The sequence below is a fragment of the Microbacterium ginsengiterrae genome (genome assembly GCF_014205075.1).
GTDB classification, from domain to species: Bacteria; Actinomycetota; Actinomycetes; order Actinomycetales; family Microbacteriaceae; genus Microbacterium; species Microbacterium ginsengiterrae.
This window is the reverse complement of sequence record NZ_JACHMU010000001.1, coordinates 160,362-174,708: the sequence shown is the minus strand read 5'-3', so window position 1 is coordinate 174,708 and position 14,347 is coordinate 160,362. Positions and strand designations below refer to the sequence as shown.

Annotated in this window: 17 protein-coding genes; 10 read left to right on the top strand and 7 right to left on the bottom strand. The window is 64.8% G+C overall.

Going from position 1 to position 14,347, the window contains the following annotated elements; all coding sequences use genetic code 11:
- Window positions 1-79: 79 nt before the first annotated feature.
- Window positions 80-1,039 carry a DMT family transporter gene (locus tag HD600_RS00890; RefSeq protein WP_144796862.1) on the bottom strand — a complete coding sequence of 320 codons (960 nt, stop codon included), beginning with the start codon at window positions 1,037-1,039 and terminating at the stop codon, window positions 80-82.
- Between HD600_RS00890 and HD600_RS00885 the strand changes: the two genes are divergently transcribed.
- Entirely contained in the window at window positions 1,038-2,447 is a 1,410-nt protein-coding gene (locus tag HD600_RS00885; protein ID WP_184280913.1) for an aminotransferase-like domain-containing protein, read from the top strand. The two genes, HD600_RS00890 and HD600_RS00885, sit on opposite strands and share 2 nt — an antisense overlap.
- Before the next feature lie 58 nt (window positions 2,448-2,505).
- Here the strand turns inward: HD600_RS00885 and HD600_RS00880 are convergent, their stop codons facing one another.
- On the bottom strand, window positions 2,506-3,432 hold the full coding sequence (locus HD600_RS00880; protein WP_206705758.1) for an EamA family transporter: 927 nt from the start codon (window positions 3,430-3,432) through the stop codon (window positions 2,506-2,508).
- Between the two features lie 79 nt (window positions 3,433-3,511).
- On the opposite strand from HD600_RS00880, the gene HD600_RS00875 reads away from it, so the two are divergent.
- A complete protein-coding gene (locus tag HD600_RS00875; protein WP_096799354.1) occupies window positions 3,512-4,402 on the top strand; it encodes a LysR family transcriptional regulator in 891 nt (296 codons plus the stop codon).
- A 43-nt stretch (window positions 4,403-4,445) separates the two neighbouring features.
- On the opposite strand, the gene HD600_RS00870 is transcribed toward HD600_RS00875, so the two are convergent.
- Window positions 4,446-5,504, bottom strand: a complete 1,059-nt coding sequence (locus HD600_RS00870) for a bifunctional NAD(P)H-dependent oxidoreductase/GNAT family N-acetyltransferase (protein ID WP_184280911.1) — start codon at window positions 5,502-5,504, stop codon at window positions 4,446-4,448.
- Window positions 5,505-5,612: 108 nt separating this feature from the next.
- Here HD600_RS00870 and HD600_RS00865 point away from each other — a divergent pair, with 108 nt between their 5' ends.
- Window positions 5,613-6,029 carry a MarR family winged helix-turn-helix transcriptional regulator gene (locus tag HD600_RS00865; RefSeq protein WP_244963940.1) on the top strand — a complete coding sequence of 139 codons (417 nt, stop codon included), beginning with the start codon at window positions 5,613-5,615 and terminating at the stop codon, window positions 6,027-6,029.
- Here the strand turns inward: HD600_RS00865 and HD600_RS00860 are convergent.
- Window positions 6,006-6,584 (bottom strand): TetR/AcrR family transcriptional regulator, encoded by a 579-nt coding sequence (locus HD600_RS00860; protein ID WP_096799356.1) that lies wholly within the window; start codon window positions 6,582-6,584, stop codon window positions 6,006-6,008. The genes HD600_RS00865 and HD600_RS00860 overlap by 24 nt on opposite strands.
- A gap of 73 nt (window positions 6,585-6,657) precedes the next feature.
- On the opposite strand from HD600_RS00860, the gene HD600_RS00855 reads away from it, so the two are divergent.
- Window positions 6,658-7,065 carry a VOC family protein gene (locus HD600_RS00855; protein ID WP_096799357.1) on the top strand — a complete coding sequence of 136 codons (408 nt, stop codon included), beginning with the start codon at window positions 6,658-6,660 and terminating at the stop codon, window positions 7,063-7,065.
- 31 nt (window positions 7,066-7,096) lie between these two features.
- Here HD600_RS00855 and HD600_RS00850 read toward each other — a convergent pair whose 3' ends face one another.
- From HD600_RS00850 to HD600_RS00840, 3 genes are read right to left on the bottom strand one after another with little or no spacing between them, the layout of a single operon-like run.
- Entirely contained in the window at window positions 7,097-7,891 is a 795-nt protein-coding gene (locus tag HD600_RS00850) for an ABC transporter permease (RefSeq protein ID WP_184280907.1), read from the bottom strand.
- Window positions 7,888-8,604, bottom strand: coding sequence for an ABC transporter ATP-binding protein (locus HD600_RS00845; RefSeq protein WP_184280905.1), 717 nt, complete (start codon window positions 8,602-8,604; stop codon window positions 7,888-7,890). The genes HD600_RS00850 and HD600_RS00845 overlap by 4 nt, the downstream gene beginning before the upstream one ends.
- Window positions 8,601-8,960, bottom strand: a complete 360-nt coding sequence (locus HD600_RS00840; protein WP_184280903.1) for a hypothetical protein — start codon at window positions 8,958-8,960, stop codon at window positions 8,601-8,603. The genes HD600_RS00845 and HD600_RS00840 overlap by 4 nt, the downstream gene beginning before the upstream one ends.
- 102 nt (window positions 8,961-9,062) lie before the next feature.
- Between HD600_RS00840 and HD600_RS00835 the strand changes: the two genes are divergently transcribed.
- The 6 genes from HD600_RS00835 (at window position 9,063) to HD600_RS00810 (ending at window position 14,073) form a co-directional block, all read left to right on the top strand.
- Window positions 9,063-9,560 (top strand): helix-turn-helix domain-containing protein, encoded by a 498-nt coding sequence (locus HD600_RS00835; protein ID WP_260980529.1) that lies wholly within the window; start codon window positions 9,063-9,065, stop codon window positions 9,558-9,560.
- 38 nt (window positions 9,561-9,598) lie between these two features.
- Window positions 9,599-10,264 carry an SGNH/GDSL hydrolase family protein gene (locus tag HD600_RS00830; RefSeq protein WP_144796838.1) on the top strand — a complete coding sequence of 222 codons (666 nt, stop codon included), beginning with the start codon at window positions 9,599-9,601 and terminating at the stop codon, window positions 10,262-10,264.
- 145 nt (window positions 10,265-10,409) lie between these two features.
- A protein-coding gene (locus HD600_RS00825; RefSeq protein WP_184280901.1) for an IS3 family transposase occupies window positions 10,410-11,647 on the top strand; the annotation gives its coding sequence in 2 pieces (ribosomal slippage) (window positions 10,410-10,695 and window positions 10,695-11,647; 1,239 coding nt in all).
- A 378-nt stretch (window positions 11,648-12,025) separates the two neighbouring features.
- Window positions 12,026-12,568: a hypothetical protein gene (locus HD600_RS00820; protein WP_338402255.1), complete on the top strand. Its 543-nt coding sequence runs from the start codon at window positions 12,026-12,028 to the stop codon at window positions 12,566-12,568.
- A 25-nt stretch (window positions 12,569-12,593) separates the two neighbouring features.
- Complete coding sequence (locus HD600_RS00815; RefSeq protein ID WP_184284587.1) at window positions 12,594-13,688, top strand: fatty acid desaturase family protein; 1,095 nt, start codon at window positions 12,594-12,596, stop codon at window positions 13,686-13,688.
- 226 nt (window positions 13,689-13,914) lie between these two features.
- Window positions 13,915-14,073 (top strand): hypothetical protein, encoded by a 159-nt coding sequence (locus tag HD600_RS00810; protein ID WP_184280899.1) that lies wholly within the window; start codon window positions 13,915-13,917, stop codon window positions 14,071-14,073.
- The last annotated feature ends 274 nt before the right edge of the window (window positions 14,074-14,347 follow it).

Genomic DNA, 14,347 nt, shown 5'->3' with positions numbered 1-14,347 from the left:
ATCTGGTGCACTCCCTGCGGGCACCACCGAGCCTGCGGGTTGCCACGGATCAGCCGCTTAACCTCTGCGAGATCGGTCATCAGTTAGCGCGGAGTGTGTTTCGTACGCCTTCCTGCTTCCCTCGGTTGCGGGCGCGAACTGCGAGCAGTGCGCAGCCGATCACGGCGATGCCGCCGGTCACGGTCTGCCAGCCGATGTGCTCGCCCAGCAGCAGGCCCGCCCAGAGGATGTTCATCACGGGTTGAGTGAGCTGCACCTGGCTGACCTGTGCCATCGGGCCGATGGCGAGGCCGCGATACCAGGCGAAGAACCCGAGGAACATGCTCACCACCGCGAGGTACGCGAACGCGCCCCACTCCACGACGGTGCCCAGGGGAGGCTGCTGCACCACGGCGATGCTGGTCAGCAGAATCATCAGCGGCGAGGCGAGCACGAGCGCCCACGAGATCGTCTGCCACGACCCCATGCTGCGGGAGAGCAATCCGCCTTCCGCGTAGCCGACCGCGCAGACGACGACGGCGGCGAACAGCAGCAGGTCGGAGACGGGCAGCCCGCCGAAACCGCCACCCTGGATCACGGCGAATACCACCGCAGCGACCGCGCCGAACGCGGCGGCGACCCAGAACGAGCGTGCGGGTCGTTCCCCCGTGCGCAGGACGGCGATCACCGCGGTCGTTGCGGGCAGCAGCGCGATCACTACGGCCCCGTGGCTCGCGGACGCGGTCGTGAGGGCGAACGAGGTCAGCAGCGGGAACCCGACCACCGCGCCGCCAGCGACCACCGCGACCTGTATCCATTGCCTCCCGCGCGGGAGTCTCTGCCGCGTCAACCCGAGGGCGAGCGCGGCGAGCGCGGCCGCGATCAGCGCGCGGCCCGACCCGACGAACAGAGCCGACATGTGCCCGTTCTCTACCGCGACCCTGGTAAAGGGCACGGTGAAAGAGAACGCGGCCACGCCGAGCAGCCCCCACCACAGGCCGGCACGAGATATCGGTAGCAGTTTCGCAGAAGATAGAGTAGCGGTATCCTTGTTCTTCATGACCTACAGTAGCAGTGACCGCATCGTGTCCGCTCTCGGTGAGTGGATCGCGGTCGCTCCTGCGGGTGCACAGCTTCCGTCGACGCGGCAGCTCGTCGCACGGTTCGAGGCCAGCCCGGTCACGGTGCAGAAGGCACTACGCACCCTCGTCGGCCAGGGTGTAATCGAGTCGCGCCCGGGCATCGGCACGTTCGTGCGCGGGATCCGGGCGGTCCGTCCGAACGACTACGGCTGGCAGACGGCAGCGCTCGGCTCCCCGCAGCATCGCGTTCCGGCCTCGTCGGCGGCGCTGCGTACCACGCCGAACGATGTGATCGCCCTGCACTCTGGCTACCCCGACAGGGAGCTGCTGCCCGAACGTCTGGTGCGGGCCGCGTTCGCTCGCGCTGCACGGAGCGAGGCGGCGGTGAGTCGCTCGCCCGCTGCAGGCCTGCCCGAGCTGCAATCCTGGTTCGCCGCTGAACTCGGCGCGATCACTCCCACGGGCCTGACCGCCCCGGCCGTAAGGGATGTGGTGATCCTGCCGGGTAGTCAGAGTGGCCTCGGCACTCTCTTCCGCGCTCTTGTCGGGGCGGGGCGACCTCTGCTGATCGAGTCACCGAGCTATTGGGGGGCGATGCTCGCCGCCGCGCAGGTCGGCGTGCAACTCGTCCCTATCCCGTCCGGGCCGCGCGGCCCGAATCCCGACGACCTCGACCGCGCCTTCGCGCAGACCGGGGCACGCGCGTTCTACGCGCAACCGAACTTCGCCAACCCCACCGGCGGCCAGTGGTCGGCGGAACTGGGGGACGCCGTACTCGGGATCGTGCGCGAGCACGGCGCGTTCCTCATCGAGGACGACTGGGCGCACGACTTCGGCATCACCTCCGATTCCGTCCCCGTCGCCGCCCGTGACGACAGCGGCCATGTCGTCTACATCCGCTCACTCACCAAGAGCGTCTCCCCGTCCGTCCGGGTCGCGGGCGTGATCGCGCGCGGCCCTGCCCGTGATCGTATCCTCGCGGACACGCAGGCTCAGGAGATGTACGTCAGCTCCGCGCTACAAGCCGTCGCGGTCGATGTGGTCACGCAACCGGCCTGGCGCACGCACCTGCGCTCGCTCAGACAACAGCTCACGAGCCGCCGCGATCTCCTCGTCGACGCGCTCCGCGAGCACGCTCCGACGGCGCGCCTGGATGCTGTGCCGTGCGGCGGTCTGAACCTCTGGCTGCGGCTGCCCGACGACACGAACCTGCTCCAGCTCGCCCGAGAATGCGAAGCTCGCGGGGTCATCATCGCAGCAGGTGACGATTGGTTCCCCGCCGAGCCAACCGGCCGCTATCTCCGTCTGAACTACTCCGGCCCCAACCCCAGCGCGTTCTCCGAAGCTGCGCGGATCATCGGACAAGCTCTCACGAACAGACAGTGAACGGCTTCGGTGTCGATAGCGCTCCTGACCATGCCGATCGCGCCGAATGCAGCGGCTCTCATGATCGGACATGGTCTTTGTTTCTCGGTGGCGGGAGTTGACCGGCGACCATCGCGATGAGTGCTGCGGCGAAGCCGAGAAGTTGGAGTGGGGCCAGGGCTTCACCTGCGATCGCGGCGCCGAGCACCGCCGCCACGAGCGGAGAGAGCAGGCCGAGCAGGGCGGTTGCCGTCACAGGCAGACGCCGAATGCCGGCGAACCAGATGGTGTAGGTCAGCAATGCCCCGATCAGCCCCAGCCAGGCGTACCCCAGCACGGCCTTGCCGTCGATACCGGGCGGAATGCCGTCGATGAGCAGAGCCGGCAGCAGCAGGACAAGACCGGCCGCGGTGAGTTGCCACCCGGCCAGACCGACTGCTGATACCCCTTCGGGGCGCCCCCACTTCTTCGTCAGCACCACGCCGATGCCCATCGACACGGCACCGCCCAAGCCCGCGAGGATACCAAGAGGCGACATCGCAGCGTTCGGGCCGAGGACGACGAGCGCAACGCCGATCATGCCGAGCACGCCCCAGGTGACTCGCCAGAGCGAGAGCTTCTCGTGCAGGATCGCCACGGTGAGGAACGCGATAACGATGGGCTGTGCCGCACCCAGCGTGGCTGCTACTCCGCCTGGCAGCTGCTGGGCTGCGAGGAAGAGCAACGGGAAGAATGCGGCCATGTTCAAGGTGCCGAGCACGAGGCTCTTCCACCACCACGAACCGTGCGGCAACTGCCTCGCGATCAGGAGCGCGATCAGACCTGCGGGAAGCGAGCGCATCATCGCTGCGAAGAGAGGATGCCCCTCGGGCAGCAGGTGCGTTGTCACGATGTAGGTGGTGCCCCAGGCCATCGGGGTCAGCGCAGTCAGTATCGTCCAACCCACTCGGCGCGTGGATCTTGCGTGCACGCTTGGAGGCGTGCGCGGTGAGGTCGTGATGCTCATGGTTACATCGTCGGGTCCGACATGCTGATGAGTCCAGAACATTGTTGTCATATCAGTAATGAACAGGAATCATTGAAGTGTGGAGTTTCAGCAGATGCGGTATGTGGTCGCGGTGGCCGAGGAACGCAGTTTCACTCGCGCGGCGGAGCGGTGTCTCGTGGTGCAGTCCGCTCTGAGCCACCAGATCAAGGCGCTCGAACGCGAACTCGGGGTGAGGTTATTCGCGCGCACCAGCCGTAGGGTTGAGATCACCGCCGCCGGAGAGGCATTCCTGGCACGAGCACGAGAGAGTCTCGATGCGGCTGAACGGGCGGTCTCCGAGGCGGCGGAGGCGGACGGGCAGATTCGAGGCAGTCTCATCATTGGTGTGATTCCGACGGTGACCGCCATCGATATACCCGCTGCGCTCGGGCACTTCCATCGCGCCCACCCTGCGGTGCGGATCAAGCTCCGAGGCGGCGGTAGCGATGAGTTCGTCACCGCGATCAGCGAGGGCCGTATGGACGTGGCAGTGCTCGGGCTGCCCGACAGTGCACCCCCGAAAGGCGTGAACGCGCGCGTTCTTGCCAGGGAACGGCTCATCGTCGTCGTCTCCGCCGAGCATTCACTGGCTCGGCGTCGCAGACTGCGGTTGCAAGACTTGGCCGATGAAGTGTTCGTGGACTTTCCCGAAGGAACACCCGGACGGCTTCCCTCCGACCTCGCGTTCCAGGCCGCCGGCATCCATCGTGAGGTCGCCTTCGAAGCGATGAGCGCCGACCTCATCCTCGACCTGGTCAGGCAGGGCCTCGTGATCGCCCTGCTCTCACCAGCTGTCATTCCCGCCGGCAGCAACGGTCTTCGAATGATCCCGGTGACCGCTGGCCCCACCCGTATCGAGTACCTCGCGTGGAGCAGCTTCAATCCCGCCCCCGCGGCAAGAGCATTCCTCGAAAGCGTGCCGATTCCTCAATCGGGCGACGACAAGTAGGTGCACGGGCAGGGGACCGGATGTCAGTCCGTCGGGCCTCGCTTCAAGAACGCTTGACGAGTTCGACTGTTCCTTCGGGGTTCTCGGTGTGCTGGACGAATCCTTCGCTCGTGTACAGATGGATGTTCTTCGTGCTCCGCGATCCGGTGCTGAGCTCTATCCGGTCGCAGGAGCTGGCGAGAGCATCCGTCGCGTGCCGGAGGAGCCAGCGCCCGATTCCCCGCCCGTAGAGATCGGGAACGACGGCGAGTCTGCCGATGTGCCCTGTTCGCGATGCGCGTCGAGCGCGAACCATTCCGATGAGGCGACCGTGGAGCCAGAGTCCGACGCTCTCCCAGTCGGTGAGCCAGGCCTGCACGTCTTCGAGGGTCTCGGTGAACGGAGCGAGGTCCAGCGTTTCGTTGCTCAACGCCTCGTCGACCCAGCAGCATCGCTGCAGAACCAGTACATGAGGGGCGTCGTCGGGAGTCAATGGGTGGATGTAGCTACCGGGCAACGGCCCGACTTCGATACCGGGTCGTGCAGCCTCCCGCATGGGCTTGAGTGCGTGAGCTAGTCTGACCAGCTCCTCCAGCAAGCCGTTCGCCGACGCGGTCAGCTGTACGCTCGGACGCACCCCGGTCGAATCGATCGTGTCTTTCAGGCGCAGGGCGACGGTCGAGCCGAGGGGGACGAGACGAAGCGTCGTGATCACCTGCTTCGCGTGCTGCACGGATCGGGTGCCCGCCGACGTGTTGCCGTAGCTCACGAACCCCATGGGCTTCCATGCCCATTCATGGCTCAGGTAGTCGAGGGCGTTCTTGAGCGTTGCGGGCATGCCGTAGTTGTATTCAGGCGTAACCGCGATGAAGCCATCCGCCTCGTCGACGATCTTGCTCCACGCTTTGGTGTGCGGGTTTCGATAGGCGCCGAGCGCCGGATGTTCCTCCTCGTCGAAGAACGGGAGATCGAGATCGCGCAACGACACATGCTGAAGCTCGACGTCGAGTGCGTCAGCGTGGAGGGTGAGAGTGTGCAGGAGCCAGTCTGCAACCGCCGGGCCTATCGCTCCGGGTCTGGTGCTGCACGTGAGGATCACGACTCTAGGAGATTTCGTTGACATGTAAACGAGCATAGATCGTAGAATGATTACATGTCAACGAAAAGGGTGGGGTCGGCGGCGCCTTGGTTGAGCGAGGATGAGGAAGTCGCCTGGCGCGCGTTCCGTCGCATGATGATCGCCGTGCAGGCCGGTGTGGTGCACGACCTTGCAACATCGGGCCTCTCGGAGCCCGACTACGAAGTGCTCAGCACCCTTGTTGAAGCGCCGGAGATGATGAGCACACTGCATGCCCAGGCGCAGAAGATGGGGTGGTCGCGGAGCAGGCTGTCGCGTCACGCCGGCAGGATGGAAGCGCGAGAGCTGATTCGCCGTGACCCCGACCCGGCAGATGGCCGCGGCTGTCTGCTCGTGCTCGCCCCCCTCGGGCTCGACGCCCTTCGCGAAGCGACTGCCGTGCACCTGGAATCCGTGCGCCGTCGCTTCGCCGATCGGCTCGACGCGCGCGACCTCCTCGACATCGTGCGAATCTCTGGAAAGCTCGCCCACGCCCCAGAACCGGGTCTACGAGACGGAGGCCGTGAGTAGTCTGTCGAGAACCCTGTGGGACTGCCGGCGAGCCAGATCGGTGTCATCGTGTTGGGCCGTCCAGAGGGCTGCCTCGTTCATCGCGCCGGAGAGCTGCGCGGTCGATGCATCGAGGATCTCTTCTGCAACTCCTGCCTCACGTAGTGCCTCTCGCAGATGCGTCGCCGAATTCTCCGCGTCGAGTCGGCGCCACTCCTGCCAGCCGGTCACCGCAGGTGCATCGATGAGCAGGATGCGCATGGCGGCCCCGTTCGTGATCGCATCGAGGAACGCGTGCGACCCGGCCCTGAGCTGTTCGAGAGGCTGCGGGTCTGCATTCTCTGCTGCCGCGACGACGGCTCGTGCGACGTCGGCTTGGAGGCGGGCGACGACGTCGGCGAACAATGCGACCTTGTTCCGGTAGTGGTGATAGACCGCTCCTCGCGTGACCCCGGCGTCCCGGGCGACGTCGTCGACGGAGACTTCACTGAAGCCTCGTACCGAGAAGAGCTCCTTCGCCGAATCGAGGATGCGTTGGGCTGTCTGGGCGGCGTCGGCTGCGGAGGCGCGGGGCATGGTCCTCTTCCTTTACGTACAGTCTGTATGTATGCTGGCTTCGTTACATTCATATCGTACGTAAAGGAGTGCAATGTCCGTCACCAGCCTCTATCCCGTGCTCATGTCTCGCGATGTCGACGCCGCTGCGTCCTTCTACCGCGACGTCATCGGTTTCGAGACGACCTTTGAATCGGACTGGTATGTCAGCTTGCGCTTAGGCGCGTTCGAGCTGGCGATCTTGGCTTACGATCACTCCACGGTGCCGGCCGGATACCGTGAGCTCCCCCGAGGAGTGATCGTCAACCTCGAAGTCGGCGACGTCGATGCCGTCCACAAGCAGTTGGCCGGCAGAACAGGGATGAACGTGGTGTTGCCGCTTCGCGATGAGGACTTCGGCCAGCGGCACTTCATCGTTGCTGCCCCCGACGGTGTCCTGCTCGACATCATCCAGCCCGTGGCCCCCAGTGAGGACTACGCGAGCGCGTATGCGCAGCCATAGCGGCTCCCGTTCGGCGAGACCCTGGGTCCGGTCACCTCAGGTCTCGCCGAAGGGGAACGAAGACGGCGAGAATCGCCGCGATGACCGCGTATGCCACGAGGGTCGCAGCGCCGACCACAGGTGAGACCATCGTCGCGGGCGTCAGGGCTGTCTGGCTCGCGATCGCGCCGGTGAGGAAGTCAAAACTCGTCAGCGATGCCGTTGCGCCGCCCGGCAGGAACGGGTAGATCGCATTGACCCCGGGAACCATCATCAGGACGTACTCGACGAACAGGAAGTAGCCGAGAACGACGCCGATCGCGACGAAGGGTGAACGGGTCAACGCGCCGATCCCTACGCCGAGCAGTGTGTAGGCGGCAGCGGCGAGGCTGAGCTGTATGAGTGCCGGTACCAGATCCACCACATCGACGCCCAGCGGTACACCGCGCATCCATGTTGCGACGATCAGGGCGAGCAAGGCCGACAGAGATGCGACCATTCCGTAGACGATGCCCAGCACCGTGTACACGGCGAGCTTGGCTGTGAGTACTCGACCTCGTCTAGGAACGACGAGGAACGTCGTGCCGATCGTGCGGTGTCGATACTCGCTTGTGATCGCGATGGTCCCGATCAGCGCGGGGACGAACAGAAGCACGGTTCCGATGCCGAGCACGAATCCCACGCCTTCGGGGGTGTCGATGTCCGGCATGGGAGGCTGGGCGTTCTGCGGCCCGGTGAGCGCAAGGAGAAGCGTCAATCCGCCACCACACGCGAGCGCAACCACTGCCGACCACAGTGCTACTCCGGTGGCGCGCAGTCGCACGACCTCTCCGTAGACGGCATTCATGAGAGAGGTCCTTTCTGCGTGAGGCGCAGGAATGCTTCCTCGAGAGGAGCATCTTGCGCCACGAGTCGTTCGAGTGCGCCCGTCCAGACGGTGCGGCCCTGGTCGATGAGGATGACGTCGTCGATCGTGTGCTCGATCTCATGAAGCACATGGCTGGAGAGCAGTACGGCGCCGCCAGCATCGGCGAACTCGCGCAGGAATGTGCGGAGCCAGGCGATTCCGCTTGGGTCCAGACCGTTCGACGGCTCATCGAGCACGAGGATGTCCGGGTCGCCGAGCATCGCGGTGGCCAGCGCGAGGCGCTGCCGCATCCCGGTGGAGAAGGTGCCGATCCGACGATCGGCGTACGACTGCGCCCCCACGAGGGATAACACGGTGTCGACCCGCGACCGGTCCATTCCTCCGAGTGCCGCGCACGTGTGAAGGTGAGCGCGTGCCGTCACGCGCGGATGCGCCGAGGCGATGTCCAGGACTGCGCCCACGGTGGTTGCGGGAGCAGGCAGGCGGGCATAGGGCACGCCACCGATGTGCGCCTCCCCGCTGTCTGAGCGGATCAGGCCGAGTAGCGCGCGCATCAGCGTCGACTTCCCTGCCCCGTTGGGCCCGAGGAACCCGACGACGCGCCCGTACTCGACCTTCACGGTGACATCTTCGAGCGCAACGACTACCCCGAACCGTTTTGAGAGCGCCTCTACCTCGATCGCAGCGTTCAAGAGTGCACGTCCGATCGAAGGTCTGCCGCAATCGTCTCTGCAGCATCGGTGCTCAGGAGGACCTCGTCGAACCCGACGGCGGCCCGGTCGACGGTGATCCGCAGCAGCCGGAGCCCGCGCTTCATCGAGACCAGGCGCCGCACTCCCGAAGGGTGCCTGAACGTGCCCAGTTTGCGGTAGCCAGAGATGACGAGACCGGATCTCATCCCGAGGATCTCGGAAGTCCATCCCTGCTCGCTCGCGACACCACGGATCGCCGACCTCGGAATCGACAGCTTCGGCAAGCCCGTCATCGTCGCCTCCCAACCGGGAAACTGCACGTGCACTCCCGTTCGGTCGCATGTGATGTCCGTCATCGTGCTCTCCTCGATCGCTAGAATGGAATCGTACTGATAACATTATCATCGTGATAACAGTGGGGAGTCAAGGTGCCGGACAATACTGCTCTAGCAGAGGTCGTGCTGCACCCGGTGCGATTACGGATCATCCAGCAGCTGGGTGGACGCAACCGCACGACGGCACAGTTGCGCGAGGCGCTCCCGGATATCCCGCAGGCCACGCTCTATCGACATGTGGCGGCCCTCCTCGATGCCAAGGTTGTCGCCGTGGTCGATGAGCGCAGATCTCGCGGCGCGATCGAGCGAACCTTGGCGCTGGGGGACCGGATGGCCGCCGTTGACCACGCCGAACTTTCTGTGATGAGCAGCGCGCAGCTGAGCACTGCCTTCCTGACTTTCCTGGGAGACGTCACGGGTGACTTCGATCGCTTCCTCAGCGCGGATTCTCCCGAAGCCCGTGAGCTGGTCGGATTCGCCCGAACGCCCTTGTACGTGAACAGGGAGGATCTCGCCACGATCCAGTCAAGACTCGCCGAGCTACTGACCCCCTATCTGACGGAACGGGAGGACGGTCAGCAACGCGTCAACCTCGCCACGATCCTCCTTCCCGACGCGTGAACCCATAAAGAGAACGACGGCAACGCAAAGGAGCCAGGATGCCAACGACGAAGCACATACTCGTGTACTCGGACTCGCTGACCTGGGGCATCATCCCAACTACTCGGCAGCGACTTCCTTTCGAGGAACGCTGGCCCGGGGTTCTACACGCTGCCCTCAACGCGAGAATGGGCGGTTGCGTCCGGCTGACGGAGGACTGTCTCAACGGTCGTCGCACCGCCTTCGATGACCCGTACAAGCCTGGGCGGAACGCCCTCAGCGGCATCCAACAGGTCATAGAAGCGCAATCCCCGCTCGACCTCGTGATCCTGCTACTCGGTACGAATGACTTCCAATCCGTGCACCAGCACAAACCCTGGCACTCCGCGATGGGCATCTCAGCGCTCGTCCACGCGATTAGGACAGCGCCGATCGAGCCAGGGATGCCTACCCCGCCGATTCTCGTTATCGCGCCCCCGCAGCTGGACAACCCTCGAGGACCGATCGGCCCGAAGTTCGCGGGCGGGGATATAGCCGCTCGGGGTCTCGCGCGGGCGATTCGACAGGTCAGCGAAGACGCCGGCTGCCTCTTCTTCGACTCGAACACGATCATCACCAGCAGCAAGCATGACGGCGTGCATCTCGACGCCGACCAGCACCACGCCCTGGGTGTCGCACTCGCGCCCGTCGTCGCGGACCTGATGGCAGACCGTGATGGTGGCTGAGGCTCCACAGTCCAGCAACGAGGGTCTTCCGGCCCCTTCTGGGACGGTCAGAGCGTGGTTCCATTCGTGGTCACAGGCGGGGTCCGTTGCTGATGCCTGAATCGGCCTGGGTTTCGTTCCGTTCTTCAAGCAAGGATGGAACACGATGAACAGGAAGTACCCGCCGGAGATGCGTGAGCGGGCGCTCAGGATGCTCGCGGAGACGCGGCCGTCGCCCCCGACGATGATGAGCGCGGTCCGCCATGTTGCCGGGCTGCTGGGTATGAGCCCCGAGACGCTGCGGCTGTGGCAGCGCCGGGCCGAGGTCGACGCTGGGGTGAAGCCCGGGTTGACGACGGACGCGGCGGCGGAGATTAAGCGGCTGCAGAAGGAGGTCTCGGAGTTGCGGAAGGCGAACGAGATTCTCAAGGCTGCGAGCGTGTTTTTCGCGAAGGAGCTCGACCGCCCCTGACCGAGATGATCCGGTTCATCAATGAACACCGGGATCGTTTCGGGGTCGAGCTCATCTGCCGGGTCCTCAGACCCGCAGTCCAGGGCTTCCTCACTTCCCGCGGATACCGCTCCGCCGTCGGCCGCGCCCCATCAGCCAGGCAGCTGCGCGACGACCTGCTGGTGCCGGAGGTCGCCAGGCTGCATGCGGAGAACTACGGCGTGTACGGGCGTCGGAAGATGCATGCGCTGATGCGACGGCAAGGGTGGGACATCGGTCGTGACCAGACCGAACGGCTGATGCGGTTGGCCGGGGTCCGAGGCGTCAAGAAGTCGAAGCAGGTGTTCACCACACGCTCCGACAGGACCGCGGCACTGCCGAGCGACCTGGTCAACCGCCGCTTCACCGCCCCGGCGCCGCGGCGGCTGTGGGTGTGTGACGTGACCTACGTCGCGACGTGGTCCGGGTTCGCCTACGTCGCGTTCGTCACCGACGTCTACTCACGGCGCATCGTCGGCTGGAACGTTGCCTCGACTCTGCGGTCGGAGATCCGACCGATGCAGGCGCTCGATATGGCGGCGTGGGGCGCCGGCGGGGATCTCACCGGCCTGATCCATCACGCCGACCACGGGTCGAACTACACCGCGATGGTCTACACCGAGAGGATCGTCGAGCTCGGCGCCGTCCCCTCGACCGGCACGGTCGGGGACTCGTTCGACAACGCGATGGCCGAGGCGGTCAACAACCTCTACAAGACCGAGCTGATCCGACAGCAAGGTCCCTGGCGGACGGTCGAGCAGGTCGAGCTCGCAACGCTCGAGTGGGTGTGGTGGTGGAACAACCAGCGCCTCCACGGAGAGCTCGACATGCGCACCCCACTCGAGGTCGAGGACGCGTACTACGCTGACCTGGAATCAGCCCAACCGGCCCCTGCCGGACAAGGCTCCCGATAGGAACGAAAGTCAGGCCGATTCACTTCTTACCGCCGCCGTTGCCAAACATGCGTCAACGGTGCGCCCGTCGCAGGGACTGGGGTCCCATGAGCGGCGGACGCACCTTGCAAAGGTCGGGGTACGAGCAGCGGAAGGGCCCTCACGAGGGGAGCTTCATCGCACCGCTGAGTAAGAGCCCCGCCGACGAGAACGACGCCTCCGAACTCCCCAGAAATTCGTGCCGCGCTCTAGTCCGAACGCTACACCCGCGCTGGCCTCGCCATAACCCCCCTGGTGATCATGGCCTTCTGAAACGAGTCGCCAGGCATTGGATGGCGCGGTCGTGATCGCAAGGTCACATGTGCCCGAGGGGTGCGGTGCTGGTCGAGAGCCGCACCTGTGAGTGCGCACAGCTTGGGAGCGTACGGTCAGCAAATGAGTACACAACTGAAGAACGATTCCGCGCTCGGTTTGGGGGCGGTGCTGGTGGGGTCTCTGCCGGCGAAGCTGATGACGGACGAGGCTCCCGACCGTTACACAGTGGAAGCGGTGTTCACCCGCCAGGCAGATCGCGACGAAGTCGCCGCGGTCCATGACGGCGCCACCCGCGATTATCTGTCGACGAAGGGGTATCCCACCGTCGAGTTGCACGTCTCGGATCGACGCCTCGAGATCCACAACACGAACCTGGAAGAGCTGCGTGATGGCCTCGCGCAGGTCATCGCCGAACACCTGTCGGAGATGAGTGCAACGATTCGCGCTGAGCGTGAGGTCGCGTCCGCGCGATTCAACGAAGCATCCCATCGGGAGCAGACACGCGCTGCTGCTGTTGCGGCGTTGGCGGAGTCGGTCACGTTCTCCTCCAGCACCCCGCACGCGGATGAAGATACCGCGGCGCGTGCAGACGAATGGATCAGCGAGGGCGGCGCCGCCCGCAGTTAGCGGACACATCCGCCCGGAGGTGATCATGACTACCGTCCGCAACGCATCTCCCCGCGACCCATCCACAGCCGGGCCGCGGGGCACGAGCCCGTTCACCGATCTCGCGCAGCAGGTCAGAGATCGAGGCCTCCTACGGCGCCGGTACGGGTACTACTGGACGAAGCTGATCGCAGCGCCGGTGGTCGTGACAGCGTGTCTTGCAGTTTTCGTCTGGATCGGTGAGTCGTGGTGGCAACTGTTCACCGCCGCGGTGCTGGCGGTCGTGTTCACCCAGATCGCGTTCTTGGGGCACGACGCCGCCCACAGACAGATCTTCTCCTCGGGAAAGTGGAACGACTGGGTGAGCATCGTCCTCGGGGATCTGCTCGTGGGCATGAGCTACGGGTGGTGGCAGCACAAACACACCCGTCACCATGCCAACCCGAACAAGCTCGACGCCGACCCCGACATCGAACTGCCGGTGATCGCCGTCACTCCGGAAACCGCGGCAAAGCACCGAAACCCCGTGCTGCGATGGCTGCGCGAGCATCAAGGCCTGCTCTTCTTCCCGATCCTGCTACTCGAAGGGCTGTCGCTGCACGCGTCGGGCGTGCGGCGCGTTTTCTCGCCCGGCAAGCTTCCGCGACGGTGGGCAGAGATCCTCTTCCTAACCGTCCGGATCGGGGGATACCTGCTGCTGGTTTTCGTCGTGGTCTCCCCAGGGATAGCGTTCGTCTTCCTCGCCGTCCAGCTGGGGTTGTTCGGGTTCTACATGGGCATCTCGTTCGCGCCAAACCACAAGGGCATGCCCATCGTGCCGCGAGACATGAAACTGGACTTTCTCCGCCGTCAAGTGATGATGAGCCGCAACGTCCACGGGAACCGTGCCCTCGACGTGCTCATGGGCGGGCTGAACTACCAGATCGAACACCACCTCTTCCCCTCGATGCCCCGCCCGCACCTGCGTCGCGCGGCCCCCATCGTCGCCGCGTACTGTCGCGACAACGATGTCCCGTACACACAGGTCGGACTGCTCACGTCCTACAAAATCGTGGTCCGGTATATCAACCGTGTTGGGCTCGGTGAACGGGACGTGTTCACCTGCCCGCTCACCCAGGCGCGCACCGCCATCGGACGGTGACAGCACGTACACCGCATTGCCTGCAGGGGCGTTGCCAAAGTCGCATTCCAGCGGTAACCACCTCGCTCACCAACCTCGTGCCTCTACAGTTCCTCGAATCTCACTGCATTTCGGAACGAGCCGCCGTAACTGGCCCGCCCCGGCGTCGCGAAGGTCACGCACTGCACTCGAGGTGGACCTTGTCAACGGGCAGCGGCTGATCCTGGCTGCGAGTACGCTCACACTCATGTGGACCGTACTCATCATTCTCCTCGTAGTGTGGGCCGTTCTCTCCGTCGTCGGATTCGCCATCAAGGGACTCCTTTGGCTCGCAGTGATCGGCATCATCCTGTTCGTCGGCACGATCATCTTCGGGATGATCCGAAATCGCGCCCGGAAACGTTAGCGCCACGACACTGAACTACGTCTGAGGGTAGACGTGAGTCGTATCCCGGATCCGCGTAACGGCGTCACTGTGGACTTCGCCGACTCAGACCTGAGGCATATCGAGGACAACAGGAACGGCGCTGAGGTCGATCAAAGACTTGCGCCGTAAACGTGTGGTGTGCGCTACAGGAAAACTGCCTGTGGGGAACAGGAAAGCACCACGCACGCGGCTATCGTCATACGCGCCACGACGGGTTGTGCCAACAGCCCACTGAACCGAAGGGTTGTTGGCA